24 protein-coding genes, 1 tRNA gene and 2 pseudogenes are annotated in these 19845 nt (G+C 39.0%); 11 read left to right on the forward strand and 16 right to left on the reverse strand.

All coding sequences use genetic code 11. The features are described from left to right. Positions 1-54 precede the first annotated feature (54 nt). Positions 55-1035: an elongation factor P--(R)-beta-lysine ligase gene (gene epmA / locus ArsFIN_RS18490; protein WP_026821323.1), complete on the reverse strand. Its 981-nt coding sequence runs from the start codon at positions 1033-1035 to the stop codon at positions 55-57. A 929-nt stretch (positions 1036-1964) separates the two neighbouring features. Here epmA and frdA point away from each other — a divergent pair. Continuing rightward, on the forward strand, positions 1965-3761 hold the full coding sequence (frdA, locus tag ArsFIN_RS18495; RefSeq protein WP_026821322.1) for a fumarate reductase (quinol) flavoprotein subunit: 1797 nt from the start codon (positions 1965-1967) through the stop codon (positions 3759-3761). Between the two features lie 90 nt (positions 3762-3851). Here the strand turns inward: frdA and ArsFIN_RS18500 are convergent. Next, positions 3852-5018: pseudogene (locus tag ArsFIN_RS18500) on the reverse strand (IS3 family transposase). A gap of 67 nt (positions 5019-5085) precedes the next feature. Next, a pseudogene (locus tag ArsFIN_RS18505) lies at positions 5086-5295 on the reverse strand (TerL protein); the annotation flags it as partial. Positions 5296-5465: 170 nt separating this feature from the next. Here ArsFIN_RS18505 and ArsFIN_RS18510 point away from each other — a divergent pair. Then, positions 5466-6625 (forward strand): IS3 family transposase gene (locus ArsFIN_RS18510; protein ID WP_135677411.1). Its coding sequence is split into 2 segments (ribosomal slippage): positions 5466-5745 and positions 5745-6625, totalling 1161 coding nucleotides; the frame shifts between segments, so codons are not numbered across the junction. A 92-nt stretch (positions 6626-6717) separates the two neighbouring features. Here the strand turns inward: ArsFIN_RS18510 and ArsFIN_RS18515 are convergent. The 6 genes from ArsFIN_RS18515 to ArsFIN_RS18540 all read right to left on the reverse strand — a co-directional run bounded on the left by ArsFIN_RS18515 (position 6718) and on the right by ArsFIN_RS18540 (position 9066). Continuing rightward, positions 6718-7191, reverse strand: a complete 474-nt coding sequence (locus ArsFIN_RS18515; RefSeq protein WP_026824179.1) for a DUF2280 domain-containing protein — start codon at positions 7189-7191, stop codon at positions 6718-6720. Between the two features lie 153 nt (positions 7192-7344). Next, complete coding sequence (locus ArsFIN_RS18520) at positions 7345-7530, reverse strand: hypothetical protein (protein ID WP_026824178.1); 186 nt, start codon at positions 7528-7530, stop codon at positions 7345-7347. Between the two features lie 12 nt (positions 7531-7542). Further along, positions 7543-7998 carry a lysis protein gene (locus ArsFIN_RS18525; RefSeq protein ID WP_135678069.1) on the reverse strand — a complete coding sequence of 152 codons (456 nt, stop codon included), beginning with the start codon at positions 7996-7998 and terminating at the stop codon, positions 7543-7545. Beyond that, a complete protein-coding gene (locus tag ArsFIN_RS18530; RefSeq protein WP_135678075.1) occupies positions 7968-8450 on the reverse strand; it encodes a lysozyme in 483 nt (160 codons plus the stop codon). Before ArsFIN_RS18530 ends, ArsFIN_RS18525 begins: the two co-directional genes overlap by 31 nt. Continuing rightward, on the reverse strand, positions 8410-8652 hold the full coding sequence (locus tag ArsFIN_RS18535; RefSeq protein ID WP_135677432.1) for a phage holin family protein: 243 nt from the start codon (positions 8650-8652) through the stop codon (positions 8410-8412). Before ArsFIN_RS18535 ends, ArsFIN_RS18530 begins: the two co-directional genes overlap by 41 nt. A gap of 129 nt (positions 8653-8781) precedes the next feature. Then, complete coding sequence (locus tag ArsFIN_RS18540) at positions 8782-9066, reverse strand: hypothetical protein (RefSeq protein ID WP_135678080.1); 285 nt, start codon at positions 9064-9066, stop codon at positions 8782-8784. Positions 9067-9430: 364 nt separating this feature from the next. Here ArsFIN_RS18540 and ArsFIN_RS18545 point away from each other — a divergent pair, with 364 nt between their 5' ends. After that, positions 9431-9682 (forward strand): DUF1883 domain-containing protein, encoded by a 252-nt coding sequence (locus ArsFIN_RS18545; RefSeq protein ID WP_246067171.1) that lies wholly within the window; start codon positions 9431-9433, stop codon positions 9680-9682. Between the two features lie 351 nt (positions 9683-10033). On the opposite strand, the gene ArsFIN_RS18555 is transcribed toward ArsFIN_RS18545, so the two are convergent. From ArsFIN_RS18555 to ArsFIN_RS18565, 3 genes are all read right to left on the reverse strand, one after another. Then, positions 10034-10462, reverse strand: coding sequence for an antiterminator Q family protein (locus tag ArsFIN_RS18555; RefSeq protein ID WP_135677676.1), 429 nt, complete (start codon positions 10460-10462; stop codon positions 10034-10036). A 328-nt stretch (positions 10463-10790) separates the two neighbouring features. After that, on the reverse strand, positions 10791-13148 hold the full coding sequence (locus ArsFIN_RS18560; protein WP_135678082.1) for a DUF5906 domain-containing protein: 2358 nt from the start codon (positions 13146-13148) through the stop codon (positions 10791-10793). Between the two features lie 22 nt (positions 13149-13170). After that, positions 13171-13401 (reverse strand): helix-turn-helix domain-containing protein, encoded by a 231-nt coding sequence (locus tag ArsFIN_RS18565; protein WP_026824195.1) that lies wholly within the window; start codon positions 13399-13401, stop codon positions 13171-13173. Between the two features lie 102 nt (positions 13402-13503). Here ArsFIN_RS18565 and ArsFIN_RS18570 point away from each other — a divergent pair, with 102 nt between their 5' ends. From ArsFIN_RS18570 to ArsFIN_RS28305, 3 genes are all read left to right on the forward strand, one after another. Continuing rightward, positions 13504-13962 carry a helix-turn-helix domain-containing protein gene (locus tag ArsFIN_RS18570; RefSeq protein ID WP_026824194.1) on the forward strand — a complete coding sequence of 153 codons (459 nt, stop codon included), beginning with the start codon at positions 13504-13506 and terminating at the stop codon, positions 13960-13962. A gap of 221 nt (positions 13963-14183) precedes the next feature. Further along, a complete protein-coding gene (locus ArsFIN_RS18575) occupies positions 14184-14789 on the forward strand; it encodes a hypothetical protein (protein WP_135678084.1) in 606 nt (201 codons plus the stop codon). 17 nt (positions 14790-14806) lie between these two features. Then, positions 14807-14932, forward strand: a complete 126-nt coding sequence (locus tag ArsFIN_RS28305) for a hypothetical protein (RefSeq protein ID WP_276489381.1) — start codon at positions 14807-14809, stop codon at positions 14930-14932. Positions 14933-15058: 126 nt separating this feature from the next. Here the strand turns inward: ArsFIN_RS28305 and ArsFIN_RS18580 are convergent, their stop codons facing one another. Next, positions 15059-15571 carry a super-infection exclusion protein B gene (locus tag ArsFIN_RS18580; RefSeq protein ID WP_135678086.1) on the reverse strand — a complete coding sequence of 171 codons (513 nt, stop codon included), beginning with the start codon at positions 15569-15571 and terminating at the stop codon, positions 15059-15061. Between the two features lie 141 nt (positions 15572-15712). Here ArsFIN_RS18580 and ArsFIN_RS28310 point away from each other — a divergent pair, with 141 nt between their 5' ends. From ArsFIN_RS28310 to ArsFIN_RS18600, 5 genes are all read left to right on the forward strand, one after another. Then, positions 15713-15847 carry a hypothetical protein gene (locus ArsFIN_RS28310; RefSeq protein ID WP_276489382.1) on the forward strand — a complete coding sequence of 45 codons (135 nt, stop codon included), beginning with the start codon at positions 15713-15715 and terminating at the stop codon, positions 15845-15847. Between the two features lie 12 nt (positions 15848-15859). Then, positions 15860-16804, forward strand: a complete 945-nt coding sequence (locus ArsFIN_RS18585; protein WP_135677573.1) for a hypothetical protein — start codon at positions 15860-15862, stop codon at positions 16802-16804. Next, positions 16776-18095 carry a DUF2800 domain-containing protein gene (locus tag ArsFIN_RS18590; protein WP_135678088.1) on the forward strand — a complete coding sequence of 440 codons (1320 nt, stop codon included), beginning with the start codon at positions 16776-16778 and terminating at the stop codon, positions 18093-18095. Before ArsFIN_RS18585 ends, ArsFIN_RS18590 begins: the two co-directional genes overlap by 29 nt. 15 nt (positions 18096-18110) lie before the next feature. Further along, entirely contained in the window at positions 18111-18665 is a 555-nt protein-coding gene (locus tag ArsFIN_RS18595) for a DUF2815 family protein (protein ID WP_135678090.1), read from the forward strand. Positions 18666-18740: 75 nt separating this feature from the next. Continuing rightward, on the forward strand, positions 18741-18935 hold the full coding sequence (locus tag ArsFIN_RS18600) for a hypothetical protein (protein ID WP_135678092.1): 195 nt from the start codon (positions 18741-18743) through the stop codon (positions 18933-18935). 2 nt (positions 18936-18937) lie between these two features. Here ArsFIN_RS18600 and ArsFIN_RS18605 read toward each other — a convergent pair. The 3 genes from ArsFIN_RS18605 to ArsFIN_RS18610 all read right to left on the reverse strand — a co-directional run bounded on the left by ArsFIN_RS18605 (position 18938) and on the right by ArsFIN_RS18610 (position 19698). After that, positions 18938-19013, reverse strand: a tRNA-Lys gene (locus ArsFIN_RS18605). Between the two features lie 11 nt (positions 19014-19024). Next, a complete protein-coding gene (locus ArsFIN_RS26550) occupies positions 19025-19201 on the reverse strand; it encodes a hypothetical protein (protein WP_167876707.1) in 177 nt (58 codons plus the stop codon). A 5-nt stretch (positions 19202-19206) separates the two neighbouring features. Continuing rightward, entirely contained in the window at positions 19207-19698 is a 492-nt protein-coding gene (locus ArsFIN_RS18610) for a PAS domain-containing protein (RefSeq protein WP_135678094.1), read from the reverse strand. Positions 19699-19845: the final 147 nt, after the last annotated feature.

The raw sequence follows: 19845 nt of genomic DNA on the forward strand, positions 1-19845 counted from the left end.
ACCAATAAACTCAGCGGTAATAATTTACCGCTGATTACTTTTAGCTTACTAATATTAAGCCCGCTCGATAGAAAAAGAGATAACATCACTGATTTTTTCTGCATTCAACGCCAACATAACTAAACGATCAATGCCTAAAGCAACGCCCGAACAATCAGGGATGACTTTATCTAATGCCGCAAGGAGACACTCATCAATGGGCTGCTCTGGTAAACCCATCTTTTCACGAATTTGGTTATCATGCTCAAAACGTTCTCTTTGTTCTTGTGCATCCGTCAACTCACGAAAACCATTAGCCAACTCAATACCCTTAAAATAAACTTCAAAACGCTCAGCGACGCGGTGATCTTCTTTACTAATTTCGGCTAATGCTGCTTGTGAAGCGGGGAAATGATAGATAACAGTGGGTTTATCTTTACCTAGATTAGGTTCAACTCCCATAGTAAACAAAAATTGTAACAATACATCTTTGTCTTCTTCAGTTTCTGCGTTATTTAAACCCAATTTCACTGCTGCATCACGTAATTGTTTTCTTTCTGATTCCAGTGCTAATGGATCAATATTTAGATAACGCTGAAAGGCCTGTTGATATGATATCCGCTCAGTTGGTTGGCAGTCCAAAATCTGTTGCAGCAAATCATCCACTTCATCAATAAGTCGGTACATATCATAATGTGGTCGATACCATTCCAGCATAGTAAACTCTGGATTATGGTAACGTCCCTCTTCTTCATTACGAAAAGCTTTAATTATCTGATATATAGGCCCACTGCCGGCCGCTAGCAAACGTTTCATATGATATTCTGGACTCGTTATCATATACAGTTTGGTGCTATCAGCGATGACCGGAGCTATAAATTGGGTTTCAAACGGCGAGAGATGAATATCTGTTACCGTGAATTTGCTTAATATAGGCGTCTCTACTTCTACTACTCCTCGATCGATGAAAAAACGCCTGATTTCAGCAATAATTTTGGCTCTTTTCAGTAAGTTATTGATAGACGCGCTCGGTTGCCAATTCACGACCTCACTCATTGTAAAAACTCCAAAAAAGAATAAAGCGCGCTAGTTTACTCGCCTGTAAACAAATAAACAAATGTTTCATATCGTTAATCTCATCACTAGGTTTTTTAACAAAAAATAAACTAACCCTTAGTTGAATAGTAAGAGAACCTGAAAATATTAATTAGTTGAAAGAAATAATTAATATTAGTTATAAGTTAATATAACTATTTTCTATATGATCTCCAATTTAGCTGAACAAAGAAAATATTTCAACTGAAAATCATCAAGCCATAAAAAACAAATTCAAATAATATCAATACCTTAAAAGAATTTAGAAGTTATTTTCAGCTATAAAATTAATAAAAAAACTAAAAATAATCATTTTAATGAATTAATACAAATTTTTATTATTGAAAATACATTCATTTATAATAATTTTATAAACACAAAAATATTATAAAATATGACTAAAATTACCTTATTGCTTATGAAAATATTATCAATGAATATATTTTATTAATTATAAAAATACCAAAAAGAAATAACGTTATATATCAATAAATAAGCATATAATTATACTATTTTCATTAAATAAAATTCATATTATTTATTAAGTTAGTAACAAAAACTGCCTACTAATGCTTGTTTAAAATTTATTTAAAAATCTTTAACAATAAAAAAATAAAAACCCATTCGAAATCCATTAACTTAATAAGATAACATATAAACTTAATTATACTCATTTTATGATCAAAAATAGCTAATTTTTAAAACAAGTCTATTAGCTCTCACTTTTTATAAGCAAAATCCTAGAAAACTAGTACCTGAATCAAATCTCTGTCCGTAACAATTTGTTATAAATTGCTTAATAATAATTTATTGTTAATTATTAATCATAATTAGATAACAATGCCATAACAACATGAAGTTTATTTCAAATAGTAATGGAGAAGCATAGTGTGCAAACCTTTAATGCAGATTTAGCCATAATAGGAGCAGGCGGGGCGGGTTTAAGGGCAGCAATTGCTGCTGCAGAAGCTCATCCCCATCTGAAAATTGCTTTAATTTCAAAAGTCTACCCCATGCGCAGTCATACAGTTGCTGCAGAAGGTGGCGCAGCTGCAATCGCTCAATCCCATGATACTTATGATTATCACTTTAATGATACGGTTTCAGGGGGAGATTGGTTATGTGAACAAGATGTGGTTGAATATTTTGTCAAACATTGCCCAACCGAAATGACACAACTGGAATTATGGGGATGCCCATGGAGTCGTAAAAAAGATGGTACAGTGAACGTTCGTCGCTTTGGAGGAATGAAGATCGAGCGCACTTGGTTTGCTGCTGATAAAACCGGCTTCCATATGTTACATACTTTATTTCAAACCTCACTCAAATACCCACAAATCCAACGCTTTGATGAACATTTTGTGTTAGACATTCTTGTTGATGAAGGACGCGTACATGGCCTAGTCGCTCTTCATATGATGGAGGGTACACATGTTCAAATTAACGCAAATGCCGTTATTATGGCCACCGGCGGCGCGGGTCGTGTTTACCGTTATAATACTAACGGTGGAATTGTTACCGGTGACGGCATGGGTATTGCGTTGCGTCATGGTATTCCATTACGTGATATGGAGTTTGTCCAATACCATCCAACTGGCTTGCCAGGCTCTGGAATACTGATGACTGAAGGCTGTAGAGGCGAAGGCGGGATCCTCATCAACAAAGATGGCTATCGTTATCTGCAAGATTATGGTTTAGGCCCTGAAACCCCACTCGGTAAACCAGAAAATAAATATATGGAATTAGGTCCACGAGACAAGGTTTCTCAAGCTTTTTGGCATGAGTGGCGAGCAGGCCGCACAATAAAATCATCTCGCGGTGATGTCGTACATCTTGACTTACGCCATCTGGGAGCAGAGAAACTACATGAGCGCCTGCCCTTTATTTGTGAATTAGCCAAAGCTTATGTCGGCGTCGATCCCGTTACCGATCCTATCCCTGTTCGCCCAACCGCGCACTATACAATGGGGGGTATTGAAACGGATCAGAAATGTGAAACATCAATTAAAGGTCTATTTGCTGTGGGCGAATGTTCATCGGTTGGCTTACATGGTGCAAACCGCCTAGGTTCTAACTCATTAGCAGAATTAGTCGTTTTTGGGCGATTAGCTGGCATAGAAGCAGCAAAATACGCCACTGAAGCCTCTCCAGCAAATAAAAATGCCATTGAATTAAAAGTGCGTGAAATTGAAACCAATTTAACCAAACTATTCAACCAAAAAGGTAAAGAGAATTGGGCTAACATCCGAGATGAAATGGGAATAGCAATGGAGGAAGGTTGTGGTATCTATCGAACACCAGAATTAATGCAAAAAACCATAAATAAATTAGCCGAACTTAAAGAACGTTTTAAACATATTGAAATTACCGATCATAGCAGCGTCTTTAATACCGCTCTGCTCTATACTATCGAATTAGGATTTAGTCTTGATGTAGCGGAATGCATGGCTCACTCTGCTTTCTATCGCAAAGAATCTCGTGGTGCCCATCAGCGTCTGGATGAAGACTGTACTGATCGTGATGATGCTAATTTCTTAAAACATTCTCTTGCCTATTATAATTCACAAGGCGCACCGCATATAGCTTATCGTGATGTGAAAATTACCAAATTAGCGCCAGCTAAACGCGTATATGGTGGTGAAGCAACGGCACAAGAGCAAGCAAATAAGGAGCAGGCTAATGGCTAAGATGAAAAAACTGAAAATGCAGATCATGCGCTATAATCCTGAAACTGACGATGTCCCTTACTGTAATGGTCAACAAATTCTGTAGAAGATCTAAGCGGCATTTTTTAGTTCATGATATTTTTGATGTGGCGTTAAATAACCAATCGTTGAATGGCGTCGATAATAATTGTAAAACTGAATATAATTTTCAACTTCACAGACAACAGATTGATGATTCATAAACGATAAACGATAAACGGTTAAGTCTTTCTGTCTTTAAACTCCTAAAAAATCTTTCCATCACGGCATTATCGAGGCAATTACCTCGCCGACTCATGCTTTGAGTTATTTTCCGTTCAAAGAGGTGCGCCCTAAACTCCTCCGATGAATATTGGCAACCTTGATCTGAATGGAACATCAAACTTGTCGTATCCGGTAATTGCCGTTCAATTGCGTTATCTAAGGCTTCTTTCACTAATTTCGAATCCGGTTTTGTTGATAAGGCATAACCAATAATTTCTTTGGTGGCTAAATCCAACACACAGGCTAAATAGCTCCACCCATAGTGATGTCTAATATACGTGATATCCCCGACATAATAGTGATTATGCTGTTCAGGGGAAAATTGTCGTTTAAGCAAATTAGGGGCATATCGATGTTCGTTACCCGATGAGTGATAGTAGTGCTTTTTCGTTGGTCTAATTGCAACTAATTGATTTAATTTCATGATGTTCGATATTTTATAAGTGCCAATTTGGTGCCCTAAACCCTTTAACTCGGCTTGAATACGTCTTTTGCCATAAATTTGACCCGATGTATAAAAAATACGTTTGATTTCGCCACACAGTCTTTCATTTTCAACTGTCGGTATTTTCGTTTCATAATAAAAACTACTGCTGCTTACTTCAAAAAGATGGCATAACTCAGTGACCGTAAAATTGGGGTACATGATTTTCAGTTGCTTCACGATTTTGAGTTTTGATTGTCGAGGATGAAGTAAGCCGCGGCTTTTTTTAATATGTCATTATCCCTCTGAGCACGCTTAAGTTGAACTTCTAATTCTTGTATGCGCTGTTGCTCGGGTGTTAACGCTTTTGATTTTACAGGCGTATTCCCATTTAACTCGGCAAGATATTGTTGCTTCCATCGTGATACGGCAGATTTACCCGCACCGGATATTTTTTCAACTTGGATATTGCTATATCCACCTTCAACCATGAGTTTTGCATATTCCAGTTTTTGCTTTCCGCTAAAGGTTACTTTTACTTTTCGGGTCATATTTATACCTATAAGATTTTGCTTAATTATAAGCTATAAATCTCTACAGTTTTATTAGACCACTACAGATCGTGACCGGTAGCCCATAATCGATATTGCGTGGGTCTGTGGTCATACCCCAGTCAATAATAAACTGCGCGGGATTTTCCTTATAAAATCGGGTTAACGGTTTAAGACTTTCCGGCTGATCACGAAGACGCTTTAATCTTTCAGCGCGCCACTCAAACACCTGGACATAATCCGGCTTTTTAAAGTCAAAAGGGAACGGTAATGGCATAGAGATTTGTCCAGAAAAAAGCGAGTTAAAAAAATATATCGCACATAACTGCGTACATAAAAAATATAAAACAGGAATTTAATTTACATAAGATATTGATATTTGTAGTGGTCTAATAAAACTGTAGAGATTTATAGCTTATAATTAAGCAAAATCTTATAGGTATAAATATGACCCGAAAAGTAAAAGTAACCTTTAGCGGAAAGCAAAAACTGGAATATGCAAAACTCATGGTTGAAGGTGGATATAGCAATATCCAAGTTGAAAAAATATCCGGTGCGGGTAAATCTGCCGTATCACGATGGAAGCAACAATATCTTGCCGAGTTAAATGGGAATACGCCTGTAAAATCAAAAGCGTTAACACCCGAGCAACAGCGCATACAAGAATTAGAAGTTCAACTTAAGCGTGCTCAGAGGGATAATGACATATTAAAAAAAGCCGCGGCTTACTTCATCCTCGACAATCAAAACTCAAAATCGTGAAGCAACTGAAAATCATGTACCCCAATTTTACGGTCACTGAGTTATGCCATCTTTTTGAAGTAAGCAGCAGTAGTTTTTATTATGAAACGAAAATACCGACAGTTGAAAATGAAAGACTGTGTGGCGAAATCAAACGTATTTTTTATACATCGGGTCAAATTTATGGCAAAAGACGTATTCAAGCCGAGTTAAAGGGTTTAGGGCACCAAATTGGCACTTATAAAATATCGAACATCATGAAATTAAATCAATTAGTTGCAATTAGACCAACGAAAAAGCACTACTATCACTCATCGGGTAACGAACATCGATATGCCCCTAATTTGCTTAAACGACAATTTTCCCCTGAACAGCATAATCACTATTATGTCGGGGATATCACGTATATTAGACATCACTATGGGTGGAGCTATTTAGCCTGTGTGTTGGATTTAGCCACCAAAGAAATTATTGGTTATGCCTTATCAACAAAACCGGATTCGAAATTAGTGAAAGAAGCCTTAGATAACGCAATTGAACGGCAATTACCGGATACGACAAGTTTGATGTTCCATTCAGATCAAGGTTGCCAATATTCATCGGAGGAGTTTAGGGCGCACCTCTTTGAACGGAAAATAACTCAAAGCATGAGTCGGCGAGGTAATTGCCTCGATAATGCCGTGATGGAAAGATTTTTTAGGAGTTTAAAGACAGAAAGACTTAACCGTTTATCGTTTATGAATCATCAATCTGTTGTCTGTGAAGTTGAAAATTATATTCAGTTTTACAATTATTATCGACGCCATTCAACGATTGGTTATTTAACGCCACATCAAAAATATCATGAACTAAAAAATGCCGCTTAGATCTTCTACAGAATTTGTTGACCATTACAATTAATGTATTATATTTATATAAATATTATTCTTGCACAAAATAGGTTAGCTATTTTAGCCCTTCAACCCATCAATTTTTTATAGGCTTCTGCCGCCTGTTCGGGGGTCATGTCATGGGTGATTAATTCAACCTGGCTCTGTGAAGTTCCTGAATGTTCTATTTTCTGTTTATTGGTATACGCGTCACCACATTCTTTAGCTGCTTGCTCTATCATTTGCGCCGTGAGTAAAAAATTATCCATTGACTCTGTTCGAATCGCCATGCGGTTTAACACCCGCAGTCGATACGCTTTATTGGCAATCGGAATATCGCTAATCTCTTTTTTGAATCGCTCTCGAGTAAAGTGAAAGAGATCAACCCATTTTTGACCAAGGCTTTTTCCAATCGCTTTTGTGGGGTCATAGGAAGAGACCTGTTGTACGGTAAGCGTTAATTCAAATTCCTGTTTCACCTGTTTGAGCACCTGAGTTGGGCTATCGAAACACGCTAACGACTGCACGATGAAGGCTTTAACCTCTGGAGATAATGCCGCCATTGGTGTCGTCCTCCTGCTAAGTTAATATAATTATTGAGATCATTATGGTTATTTGATGCGGAAAAAAGTCGTTACTTTGAATTAAGGACAGGAAATGAATACCCGCTTTGTCGTGAAATCTTTTTCTTCAATTTCTTGATAGCTACAGTTCAGTCATACCGGTTTCGCTGGCGACAACTCACCTTCATCAAACCAGCCATCAACACCACGGCCATCAGCGGCAAGATAATGAACATAATATTGATTATTCATATTGGCGTATTCAGCCCGCCCTTTGATATGACCTTCTTCACCACTGATAGTAACTTGAACTACCTGACCTAATTCATGTTTGAACATATTGCTTTTCCTTTAATGGAATTGACACTGTGATTTAATGTACTGCTGTAAGTATTCCGTTTGCTTTTCGTTCTCAACTATCATCGCTCTGAGACGGAAATAATCTTGTCGAGCTTCCTCACCAAGTTGTGGGGTGGCTTCATCATATCGGCTCTCGGTGGTAGCGGTTTGGGGTGTTTCACGCAAGGTTTTGACGCGCAACCGCTTAGTGCCAGCGCGAACAGCATCATGCAGCTTAGCAATTTCAGCTTTGGCATTATTGAGTTTCTCAGTCTGTTGAATGTCGAGTTGGTGCAAAGCATCGATTTTTTGCTGCTGTAATTTCACCGCTTCAATTTGTGCGTGATATTCCTGTTTTAGCGTGTGGTATTGTGTTTTCAGATTTTTGTAGTTTGATAAGACAACGCTGAGATAAATCATCAATCCAACAATGATTATCAAGATGGGTGTGACAGGTCTCCATAACATATTACGCTCTCAATTTCCCTGCGGTTCATTAATCCTTTCCATTTTCTACCATCAACATGAACCCATCGTCTCATTTCATCACAAGCGCCTTTTCGGTCATCAGCGTTGAGCTTTTTGAGTAACGTGGATTTAGTGAAATTGCCCACGCCCACGTTGTAGGCAAATGAGTAAATCGCGGCTTGTGTCAACGCATTGATATTGACCTTAACCAGCGGGTCAACGTAACGTTTTACCGCTTTTAAATCGTCATCAAGCCATTTATCGCAGTCTTTTTGCGTGTACGTCCGGTTACGCTCAATATCGTTACCTGTGTGCCCATAACAGACAGAAAGCACACCGCCACCGTCAAAATAGGGCTTAAGTCTCAACCCTTCGAAATGCGTTATCATGCTTGATGCCAGAAACAACGCGCTACCGCCTGTTGCCATCAATATTTTTTTCGGTATCTTCATACTGACGCTCTTTGAGTTTGTACTCCTTTTTGCGGTAGTACACGTTGATTAAAAATGTCCCTATCGTGCAGCCGATACCCATCACCGCAACCCACTGGTCAAGGGTTAAAAAATCAAAAATCGTTGTTATAACGCCACCGATGGTGGTCATGATGCCCCATAAATAGGCAGCAGGTGTTGAATATTTTTCTGACATGCGCATATACCCTCCCACTGAGGGTTCCATTGCTTTGAATTATTTGTTAAAAAAGAGGAGGGCATAAATTTTTCATGATAATTTTCCAAAAAAGAATTCAAAGCATCAAATAGATATTTGAGATAAACTTTCAATTCAGCCCAGAGTAACCAATCTAAGGGATGGCTGATTTATAATAGCTTCTAATATAAAATTATCTTTTACCAAGACTTTGTCTATGACTGCTTGTTGATAAGTAACTTTACAATTTGTTTTAAAATTGGATGTAGCCTTTTTTACATGGGTTAAATCTAAAGCATTTTGAAGAATAGCATTAACACTATGTTCTAATTTAGTACAGTAGTTCACTTTATTCATCTCTGTGAACTGTTTTTCCAATTTACCTATTCTACTTTCTAATACTTCTATACGTTCGTCCATACTTTAACCTCATGTTTAACAATTGAACAGGAAGCCAGCCGCCTTACTCATTTTCATTATTGTTTTTGTGAGTATTGCGGTGGCGTAAATGAAAAAGCCCACCATCAAGCAGATGTTAAAAATTCGTAAGTCGATCTTTTCGTTGATCTTTTTTTGCTCAAGAATATAATAACGACATATAGTGTATATTTTGAGTAGTAGACACTATATATAGGAATCCCTGATAGCGATAACTATCAGGGACAGAAGATAAAACGACAAGGTTTTACATGTGATCACGCATTTAGTTTATTCCACTTGATGATCTGTGTAAAGCCCTGTTTATATACAGGACTAATTATTAATGAATTTCTTACACAAAAGAATGCAATTAAACACAGGTGACACTGTTGTTATAAATTGTACCCATCAATGCAACATACTTATGACAACAGACTCTGAATTTAATAATTATCGTAATGGAAGAACATTTCATCATCATGGCGGTGGCGGATTTTTTAAAAGACTACCTGCTCAACTTACTGTTCCGCATAATGGATATTGGAACATAACACTAGATCTTGGTGGAGGCTCAGCTACCCTCAGACATTCTATATCTGTCATTCCAGCACATTAACTCCGCTCTAGACTGTTCTAGTGCATATTCCAGGGCGGATATAATTTCATGTTGCGTTCCGTCCTTCGTATATCCCTTTGATGCCATGCCTTCACCTTTTTCAATGTTTCTATACCAAACAACTTCATTTTTATTTTTTATAATAATCCGCATACGATACCTGTGACATTACCTTATATGTACCCTACGAGCTTATAAAAAGTAGTGCACAAACAAGATATAACTATTTGGGTAACAACAAAACTAAAAAAGAAAACCCCGCAAAAAGCGAGGTGAGCAAAAAAATAATTAATCGAGGTTTTATTTATCAGCGTACATTTCTGCTGGACGCAAAAAATCATTGTGGGCACTTTAGCATACCTTTTGCGGTCGCACCAGTGTTTGATAACTATTTGTACGATATTTGTACAATGTGTCGATATCTAATTGAATATCAAGGGTTTCTAAGCATCCCAAAACAAATCCTTCCGCAATTTGCATTCTTTTTCGCACCTCATCCTCGCGTACCGCAAACTTTCGCGCGATGGCGCGCTTGGAGATGCCACGGATATAATAATCCTCAATGTAACTCAACTCTCTCGCCATCCCCACCGTGTTAAGGCGACTGACGCATACATCAATCACCAGCCCATCCGCATCACTGCACGATAATCGGGAGGTGGAAAATGGCATGAAGCGATTAAAACCTGATGCCACAGGCAACCAGCTCACCGAGGCATACGGATTACCCGCACACCAACCGCCCCAGTGGAGTAGTATTTTCTCAATGTCTCTGCTCATGATCTTTTCGCTCCTCCTAGAAGTGTGAAAAACGTAGAGGTGGCACAGGGTGGTGCTTAAAATACCTATCAGCCCCCTGTACTAAGCCTTACCGTATCTACATCTTTACAAAAAAGGGGGGAGGTGGCAGATACTTTAAACATATATATAAAACACGTATATTATGTAACATAATATTACACTATCTCGCACGTAATATGTTAAAACACATGCCACCTACCACCTTTTAGGGTTTATGCTTTGATTTTATTGATTTTTTTAAGGTGGCAGTTATTCTTTTATATGCCACCACCTGCCACTTTTCTCGCTCTTAAAAAAAATAAAAGTTTTAAAAGTAAGTGCCACCTACCACCTTCTCTTGTAAATTTTCGCATTTTTCTAATTCGGTACGTACTTCTTCGTTTGTTAACTTTCTTTTTTTAACAAGTATCCAAGGACGAACTGTGTCGCCTTTAAATTTTAATTTTGCATATTGCGTCAACCCTTTTGCTCTTAAAATCGCCGTAATTTGTTTAGCGTTGATCTCCACTGCTGAACCCATATCACCAATAATAAAATTAACTATCTGCTGATAGGTCATAACGGGAGAAATAGGCGCATCAATCAAATCGTGCAAGGTTTTGGCAACATCTGAACGGCTACTTTCTATCATAATTTGCCGTTCTTCAGTATCAGGCGCTCTTTGCCAATTTAATTGATTCAAATCAATGGATTTTAAGTACCAAAATACCTGTGATATAAAATTAGCGTCTTGTAAATGACGATAAAGGGTTTCATAATACTTGACATCTTGTAAGTGATCAGGCCCCCCAAAGACTGCAATACGTCTGTCTTCTTCGGGGATAATAATGGCATCTATATGGTTTGATAAAAACAGAAAGCTGGTAAAAATGTCTTCAGTTATTTTCTTTCCATATTTATTATTAACTTCAAATCTAGGCTCGGTAAGAATGTCACGTAGTTGATCGCTAATTGAATACCGCTTATCCGTGTTTTCTCTTACTTCATCCACGGTACATAGTAGAGAATGATGTAAATAGTCATGGTATTGATTTTTACAGATAACATCCATTTTCGCCCTTGTACAATTCCAGGAGCCTAGAATTTTTTCCATCAGTTGAATCACCCATCCTCTGCCCGTTCCATGTAACAACGATATATGAAGAATAGTAATAGGGCATCGACGATCGGGGCGTTGGACTATCCAGGCTAAACGCGCAATGAAAAAGTCCCTTTGCTCTTTTTTAGGCAAAAGGTATTCCATGTGTTTAAGAAAGATGTTATCTGATTTATCAAAATTCGAAACCTTCGCATGGTCAGGTAGATAAAACTCATTAATATCAAAGCGCCCATCATGTCGTTTAATTAAACGTCCTTTGCCGGGTTGGTATCCAATACTTTCAGCCACTTGTTTTTTAGGATGCTCTATCCAGCGTTTCGTTGCAGAAGTTGGTTGACCTTTTTTACTTATTGATGGTATTTGAAAAGGCGCCATCAGATTTTTAAATGATTTCATCTCAATAACACAATTATAAGGGGGCCGTGATAAATCACACACCTGATCACCTTTGACTACATAAATAAAACGTTCAAGGAAATGGCTTGTCATATCCATATTGATATCGGTAAAACCCTCTTCAGTTTTATTATCCGACAGATCATCAAAATCATCTTTACCAAACCCAATAGCGTGCAAGAAATCGCCATCGTTTCGATGTGCACAACTGGCATGAAGACATTTGAAATGCCCTACTTCAAACCCCGCTGTATTTTTAGGGAAATACGCCGTACTGGTGACCCCACTATCAGTGCTATGTCCGCTTTCAAAAGGGCAAGTGATATAGCGTTCACCATTACGCCCATAGTCTAGTGTTAGCCCCTGGCTATCCAAGAACTCAGCGACTTCATCGGTTGCATTAGGCGTTACGATCGAACGGTCTCTTACTTTACCTACGCGATCAGACTCTGACGACGACACAACGGGCAATTCATCCGCTAAGTCCTTCCAAAAACCATTCAATTGTTTTTCAGTGATCATAAAAGGTTCAGACGGTAAATCATTATCCCATTGAAGCCGGGCACCAGTAGGATGCGCGCCGATGGCAACAAATTGTTGCCCTTTAGCGAGAAGCTCAATGATCCCCAAAATGTTTTTTAATCGATGTACACGTTTAGAAAACTCACCTTCTACTGCGATGAGGTAAAGGCATTTGTTACTGTTATTTCGAAAACGGCGTGGTGGGATTTGACCAAAGGACTGTAGCATAAAGGCCTGGATACGTGCTTGGACATCAACATCGTCACTATCACAATCCAGTGCTACTATGCCAGAGCCCGTTTTGACACATATACCGTAATCAGGCTCCATCATCCATTTTTCAATATCTGCCCCTGAGGAAGATTTGCTAGTCCATTCGGTTATACCAATAACCTGTCGCTGAGAATTATAGATTGAAGGCGTTTTACCTAGTGCTTTCATTTTACTAGAAGGCGAAATCGTAGCCTCAGCATTACAGACCACAGGTAATAATCTATCGGTATAGCCAAGGACTAAATCGAAGTGCACCCATTCATCAGGCAACGCACCCCATGTTTTTAGGTGATCACGCTCGTCATATGAGCCAGCAACAGCAGGACTCGGGCGCTGATCAGTAACACTACGCCCGACAGAATAATTTATTTGCATGGGTTATTTTGCCTTTAAGGTTTTATGAATTAGTTTTTGGAAGCCCATCAGTTACATTAGGGTAATCGTCACTGTTTAATTCGTGTGGCGTTACGAGCCATTCAGTAGCTCGTGACCATTCAATGGCTTTACATCCTTTAGGTTTATATTTACCCGCTATAACTTGACTGATAAAACCTTGTGATACGCCAACAATTGTAGCAAACGATGTTTGACTAATTTTCTTATGCAGAAGATATTCATTGAGTGTCATATTGCCTCCTATTAAAATCCAATAATATTAGTATTGCTGATAACCTTAGTCAATAGCGTTACTATTTGAAAAATATTAGTAACGCAAATAAGGTATATATATATGAGACGAATAACTCCTGAAGATAAACAAGCTGCGGCGCGTTTAAAAAAACTATGGAATGAAAAAAAAGAAGCGCTTTCTCTAACTCAAGAAAAAGCGGCGGAAGAGCTTGGATTTAACACTCAGGGCGCTGTTAGCCAGTATTTAAACGGAAAAGTTCCTCTAAACACAGATACAATAATTAAATTTGCCAAGATCCTTCATGTTTCACCTGAGGCTATAAAACCTGAGCTATCATCACTTCTCAAATATGTCAGGGAAACAGACTCAGACTCAAACACACCTACTCAACAACCAGAAATTTCAATCACTAACAGGGAATTAGCTTTATTAAAGCTTATAAATCAATTACCTGAAAGTGAACAAACTTCACTTCATGAATCCCTTCAAGAAAAAAAACGGTATTATGACCGTTTATTTGAAGAAATTGCTAAGGCGAAAGGATTGAAAGTAGGTTGACACATAACTCTTTAGGCTTACAAATTTAGTTATTAAGTCGGTTTATTCCGACTTTTTTATTACCCCCTCTTTAAATAAAAAAACTTTAACTACCCCATTAGCATTATTTCACTCAAATATATTAGCTTTGCTATTGACAAATAAATCAGCATAGCTAATATTAAGTAATCAACGCTCTTTAACAATTTAGAAAGTCGGAATGTACAGCGCGTTATGTCTGTATGAGTGCAGCGGTGCACGTTGCATTGAGTGCGATCCGCTCTTTGCAAGACAGCAATGTCAAGGGACAGGCAGCCATACCAGACTGTACAAACGCAAAAACACTAATTATAGGTCATTTTGCGAAGTGGCCTATGGTGAGTGACGACAGTAATCTATCTCTACCATCTGAGGTTAAGAAAATGCAATCAACCCGTTCAAATAATCATTATGATGATGATGACTTCAAGCTGAAAAGTGAAGAGGATCAAACACAGGACTATGGCAATGAACCCTTTATTTACACAGCTAGCTTAAGTCTTGAAGCGTTAATTAAGTGGCTGAAAACAGAATTAGCCACCCTTTCTGACTTAAAAGAGCGACTATTTTATATTTCAGGATGTGCAGAACATTTTGAACAACAAATTATGCGTTTAGGGGGGGTTAATGAGCGCCTTCCAAGATCACTTCGCCAAAGCCCAATGTCCAGTTTATTTTCAAGCGCCAATCAATACCAGTCGCAGCTTTGTTCAATGTTATTCCATTTACGTAGTTCCGGGCTTAATCCGGAAGATTTTCAGGGGTTAGGTATTTCTGAGAAGCCACTTACAGACGGTGATGACAGTTAAGCCGAGGATATAAATTCATGAATAAAAAACCTTATTTTTTCAACCCGAATTTAAGCAGTGAAGAACTTGAGGATTGGCTGGCTACGCAAAAAACCGCCTTAGCGCATTACAACAACCTATTAATATTTTGGAGTAACCGATAATGGTTGCTAAAAATAAGCACCTATCAATTAGGTTTTTTGATAGAGAATCGGTTAGCACTGTGTTTTTAGTTAGTGCTCATCGGCTTCAGGAGATTGAATGGCGGACTTTTCCCTCAATAAAATAACTTAAATATCTACAAACTTTAAAATATTTTTGTAATAGTTAGTTAGTTTGAAAAGCTGTTTCTCATCCCCAGTAAAAACCATCGGAGCATCAGGATAATCATAATAAGCGATTATGCCTTTTCTTATTAACCCTTTGACAGTTTCGTTTTGCGTTGGCAATTCAACAATCTCGCCAGACCTAACAATATGCTTAAGTAAATCAATTTCATCGTGTGTTAATGTATTTAATATTGCAGCCCTGTTTGGACATTCAATCAAATTCCTGAACCTTCGTTTAGTAAACACTGTCAGAAAACTAATTAATTGTGCAATAACATAACTCACAAGAAAGAAAACAAAATAAAGCCAGTAAGATGAAAAAATCTCTGGACTACTGGAATTAATCCAGTCTTTTATTGATGCGGGCGTGATGAATATTAACAACACAAAAATAATAAGCATATAAATCAGCCGATTTAGGGTTATTCCTTGCAGGAAGAAACGAACAAATTCCTGCCACCAAGTGTTGTTCATAGGCTTAATTTTCTCACTCTGTAAGGGTGAGATTATTTTAGCTTATTTCTCTCTGTAGGGGTACAAGAGAAACCACTGCTGCCTGAAGTGGCTAAATAATCAGGCATACCCTATCTAGCCCATTCCATCGGAAAAACCACCATGCAAAAAGCAAAAATCCTTTCATCGGAGCGATTTCCGATGAACAACAACGTCCGGCGTTTACGCTATTTACAAAAATTAGAAGCGTTAAAACGCAATGGCAATCACCAGTTCCCTGTCACTATATACCGTTGAGGTCAACGCATTATGCTTACCGCAAATAGCCCCCTGCTGGCAAGACTGGCAGAAAACCACACGCAAATGATCATGGCACACAATCAACTGGCCGAAGCCCATAAAATGTTAATTAGTCAGTTGGTCGCACATACTGAACATGACCCGAGTGACCCAAATGAACCGACAAGGGCGAACAAACCAAAACCCTTCACACCGGACGTTAAGCCTCAACCTGTCGTGCCATCAGCTATGGTTGAGCCTCAAGAAGTGATTGAGCCTAAAATTACTATCGAAGTGCCCGCTAGCGCTGAAGACAAACCAACACCGGTTGTCGCCGAGAAAAAGGTTAAAACCCTTCGGGCAGAAACCAAACCTGCTAAAGCCGTTAAACCGATTGTTGAAACCCCTAAAGTAGCGCCTGAACCTGAACCTAAGCCCGAACCGGTTGATATTGAATCGCTTGATTTGCGTCACGTCGTCGCCCTATCCGTCTTGTTTGGTGACAAAGCGCTTAAACCTGACAGTACGCAAGTCGCTAAAGCCACCGCAACGCTTGCATCTGAGAAAGCAAATAGTGTTACCGGACAAATTGATGCACTTTATTGCGCCTTAAATGGATTACCTAAGGTGACATTTCTTCCCAAAGTTAAAATTTTTACGATATGCCTAAAAACGTTGGCTAATTGGGATAATCTCTTTGGCATTACCGATCGTCGCGAATTTGCCTTGTCATTAGTGCGTGAATTGCCTACACCGGCGGAAGTGAAATTGGTAGAAGCTGAAGACCCACGAACTAAGTCTTCAAAACTGATCACTGAATTGGCAAAAAAAGGCTATCGGAATGAAGTCGTTAAAATACTCGATGAATTCAACGCTAAAAGGCTAGGTGATATTCCTGATGACAATCTGGTTCAGTTTATCAAGAAAGCCCAACGCGTTTTAGCCGATGATAACGCAGAGGGTAGTGATGGCTGAACATGCAAAACTTTCCCCCTCCTCAGCGCATAGATGGATGAGATGTAGCGCCAGTCTCGCAGTAGAAGCCACCTTACCCGATAAAACATCGCCGTTTGCGGAAGAAGGCAGCGCGGCGCATGCGTTAGCGGAAAGTATCCTAACAATGCGTCAAAACCCGTTTAGCGAAGGGTGTAGACGAACCTACGGTTTTGATGCAAAGGATTATATCGGCACGTATCCCTTGTTGAAAGCTAATTCGCCACAAGTGGATGAAGAGATGATTGAACACGTCCAGACCTATGTTGATACCGTCTGGCAACTAGCGGACGGAAAAATCTTACAGGTTGAAGAACGGGTGGATTTTTCAGCGGTCATTGGCGTAGAGAATTCTTTTGGTACCGCCGATGCGATTATTATCAGCGAGGATGAGCTACAAATCCATGACCTAAAATACGGTAAAGGCGTTAAAGTATATGCCCCGAACAACGAGCAGCTCATGCTCTACGCGCTAGGGGCGTTACAGCAGTTTGACCTTGTTTATGATTTCAAAACGGTTCGTCTTTTTATTCATCAGCCCAGACTTAACCACCTGTCTGAATGGGCGCTATCGGTTGAGGACTTAAAAGACTTTGGTGACCTGGCCCGATTGCGGGCGCAAAAAGCCATGGAGATGGCAATCCTCGCCGAGCGCGACGGGCTTGATGCGCTACCGGATAGTGCCTTTTCACCGGGTATCAAGCAATGCCAGTTCTGCAAAGCAAAAGGCGGATTGTGTTTTGCTCAGGCGCAGTTTGTCCATAATGAAGTCAGAGGCGATTTTGTCGATTTAACTCGGCCTTTGAACCCCCAACTAAGTGATGCTATCAAACGCATTACGCTGCTAACCCCTGCACAAATGGCAAAACTCTACCAGCATGTTGATTTGATAGAGAGCTTTTGTAAAGCCCTGCGAAATCGGGTCGCCGAAACATTACACAACGGGCAGTCGGTACCAGGCTTTAAACTGGTGACTGGCAAACAGGGTAATCGCACCTGGGGTGATGAGCGTGAAGCCGAAGCACTGTTAAAAAATGCCAAACTTAAACAGGAACAAATCTACCACAAGAAAATTATCAGTCCACCACAGGCTGAAAAATTGCTTAAAAAAGACAAACCGAGTCGCTGGGCAAAACTGGAAGCACTTATTGAACGAGCAGACGGTAAACCCGTCATCGCACCGGAATCAGACCCAAGACCTGCCATTATTACTAACCCCTTAAACGACTTCGACGATGTGACCGAAGCGTCACTCGCTGATAAATCCATTTAATTAAAAGGTAACACTATGAAAATCAAATTAAACAACGTACGTCTGGCTTTTCCTGATTTGTTTGAACCCTCTCAATTTAGTGGTCAGAGTGAATTTAAATACCGCGCCACTTTCCTTATCGCTAAAAGTCGTACTGACCTGATTGCGGAAATTAAAACCGGTATCAAACGTGTGATTGGGGAAAAATGGGGCGCCAAGGATATCGAAAAAATCTATAATAACATCTGCAATAATCCTAACCGTTTTTGCTTACGCGATGGCGACAATAAAGAATACGACGGCTACGCCGGAAACCTGTATATCAGCGCCAGTAATAAATCCCGCCCATTAGTCATTGACCGTAATACCTCACCATTAACTGCACAGGACGGACGCCCCTACTCAGGCTGCTACGTTAACGCCACCATTGAGTTTTACGCCTATGACAATAACGGTAAAGGCGTTTCAGCATCATTAAGAGGCGTTCAGTTTTTCCGGGATGGTGATGCATTTAGCGGTGGAAGTGTGGCTTCTGTTGACGAATTTGACGACCTGAGCATGGCTGAGGAAGAAGAGTTATTGGCAAGTTAACACCAGGGAAACTACCGCCGCCTGAGGTGGTGAAATAATCAGGCATCGCGCTATATTCCTTGAGGAGAGTTAAACATGAAATTAGATAATATGAGTGAAACCATTGCACTTACTAATCCCAGTAACAACCACCATTATCTGCTTAACCTGGAACAACCCGTTTACGCTGATGAGGAAACCAGAACATTAATCAATATGATCCAACTACTGGCAGAAGAAAACCAGTACCTGAGAAAAGAGAATAAACGATTGGCAAAAAGCCATCAGTAAAATGGTGAGCTATGCAGGGTTCGAACCTGCGACCGATGGATTAAGAGTCCACTGCTCTACCAACTGAGCTAATAACCCATGATAGTAATTTATAACAATCCTTTTAACAAAAATGGTGGAAAGTAATTATCAAAACCTTCAGCGATACCATAATCTCTCAGTTGTTTTCGTGTGTAAATATCAATCTTTTTATATATCTGTTGTATTATTTGCTCTACAACACAAGAGTATGTACCTAACCGCAATGCTATTTCTTGATTGCTCATAAGTTTCATAACAAAAAAAACACATTAAGCTCTTCAGTCGTAAATAAATTATTCGGTGGGTGATTGGTTAAAAAAGAAGGTGTCGTGGGATTCTTAAAGAAAGCTTCTGATAGTAATCGAGGGGATATTTTTTTTGAATGGCTTAAGGTACCTATAATTTCATTCTGATGGAAGTAAGGAAATTTTTCAACAAAAAAAGAACGAAATGTCTGCTCTTTTCCTGAGATGTGTGTGACAATAGAATATATTGGCTTACCTAATTTCTGAATAATTTCGGCCTCTCTTTCAAGTATACCACTATTTTCACTCCACGATGCAGGGCATTCAGAAGGGCGACGACCTTCGATATTAAAGTTCATGGGTAAACAGGAATTAAAAAACATAGCTTTGTTGGCGTAAATATAACGAAATTCAATATCTTTTATATTCCAACAATCATGTTCCTGTTTTTCCATAAACGAAATCAAATGACTTGTTAGTACATCGCGAGTTTTCATAAAGATCCCTATTATAATTTAATTTTTATAATTAAGTTTAGTTTTTTAATAAAAAAAACAAAAATAAAAACCGCTTTCTTATTAAAGCATCTCGTGTACTGATAACTCCTGATACGAAGGTAAACTGACCCACTTCCTAGAACGCCC

The organism is Arsenophonus nasoniae (genome assembly GCF_004768525.1).
In the GTDB taxonomy this organism is placed as follows: domain Bacteria; phylum Pseudomonadota; class Gammaproteobacteria; order Enterobacterales; family Enterobacteriaceae; genus Arsenophonus; species Arsenophonus nasoniae.

What these genes read in the sequence shown, in the direction of transcription:
- epmA (WP_026821323.1), bottom strand. Translation starts at nt 1,035, where the DNA reads ATGAGTGAGGTCGTGAATTGGCAACCGAGCGCGTCTATCAATAACTTA.
- ArsFIN_RS18515 (WP_026824179.1), bottom strand. Translation starts at nt 7,191, where the DNA reads ATGGCGGCATTATCTCCAGAGGTTAAAGCCTTCATCGTGCAGTCGTTA.
- ArsFIN_RS18520 (WP_026824178.1), bottom strand. Translation starts at nt 7,530, where the DNA reads ATGTTCAAACATGAATTAGGTCAGGTAGTTCAAGTTACTATCAGTGGT.
- ArsFIN_RS18525 (WP_135678069.1), bottom strand. Translation starts at nt 7,998, where the DNA reads ATGTTATGGAGACCTGTCACACCCATCTTGATAATCATTGTTGGATTG.
- ArsFIN_RS18530 (WP_135678075.1), bottom strand. Translation starts at nt 8,450, where the DNA reads ATGAAGATACCGAAAAAAATATTGATGGCAACAGGCGGTAGCGCGTTG.
- ArsFIN_RS18535 (WP_135677432.1), bottom strand. Translation starts at nt 8,652, where the DNA reads ATGCGCATGTCAGAAAAATATTCAACACCTGCTGCCTATTTATGGGGC.
- ArsFIN_RS18540 (WP_135678080.1), bottom strand. Translation starts at nt 9,066, where the DNA reads ATGGACGAACGTATAGAAGTATTAGAAAGTAGAATAGGTAAATTGGAA.
- ArsFIN_RS18545 (WP_246067171.1), top strand. Translation starts at nt 9,431, where the DNA reads ATGCAATTAAACACAGGTGACACTGTTGTTATAAATTGTACCCATCAA.
- ArsFIN_RS18555 (WP_135677676.1), bottom strand. Translation starts at nt 10,462, where the DNA reads ATGAGCAGAGACATTGAGAAAATACTACTCCACTGGGGCGGTTGGTGT.
- ArsFIN_RS18560 (WP_135678082.1), bottom strand. Translation starts at nt 13,148, where the DNA reads ATGCAAATAAATTATTCTGTCGGGCGTAGTGTTACTGATCAGCGCCCG.
- ArsFIN_RS18565 (WP_026824195.1), bottom strand. Translation starts at nt 13,401, where the DNA reads ATGACACTCAATGAATATCTTCTGCATAAGAAAATTAGTCAAACATCG.
- ArsFIN_RS18570 (WP_026824194.1), top strand. Translation starts at nt 13,504, where the DNA reads ATGAGACGAATAACTCCTGAAGATAAACAAGCTGCGGCGCGTTTAAAA.
- ArsFIN_RS18575 (WP_135678084.1), top strand. Translation starts at nt 14,184, where the DNA reads ATGAGTGCAGCGGTGCACGTTGCATTGAGTGCGATCCGCTCTTTGCAA.
- ArsFIN_RS28305 (WP_276489381.1), top strand. Translation starts at nt 14,807, where the DNA reads ATGAATAAAAAACCTTATTTTTTCAACCCGAATTTAAGCAGTGAAGAA.
- ArsFIN_RS18580 (WP_135678086.1), bottom strand. Translation starts at nt 15,571, where the DNA reads ATGAACAACACTTGGTGGCAGGAATTTGTTCGTTTCTTCCTGCAAGGA.
- ArsFIN_RS28310 (WP_276489382.1), top strand. Translation starts at nt 15,713, where the DNA reads ATGCAAAAAGCAAAAATCCTTTCATCGGAGCGATTTCCGATGAACAAC.
- ArsFIN_RS18585 (WP_135677573.1), top strand. Translation starts at nt 15,860, where the DNA reads ATGCTTACCGCAAATAGCCCCCTGCTGGCAAGACTGGCAGAAAACCAC.
- ArsFIN_RS18590 (WP_135678088.1), top strand. Translation starts at nt 16,776, where the DNA reads ATGATAACGCAGAGGGTAGTGATGGCTGAACATGCAAAACTTTCCCCC.
- ArsFIN_RS18595 (WP_135678090.1), top strand. Translation starts at nt 18,111, where the DNA reads ATGAAAATCAAATTAAACAACGTACGTCTGGCTTTTCCTGATTTGTTT.
- ArsFIN_RS18600 (WP_135678092.1), top strand. Translation starts at nt 18,741, where the DNA reads ATGAAATTAGATAATATGAGTGAAACCATTGCACTTACTAATCCCAGT.
- ArsFIN_RS26550 (WP_167876707.1), bottom strand. Translation starts at nt 19,201, where the DNA reads ATGAGCAATCAAGAAATAGCATTGCGGTTAGGTACATACTCTTGTGTT.
- ArsFIN_RS18610 (WP_135678094.1), bottom strand. Translation starts at nt 19,698, where the DNA reads ATGAAAACTCGCGATGTACTAACAAGTCATTTGATTTCGTTTATGGAA.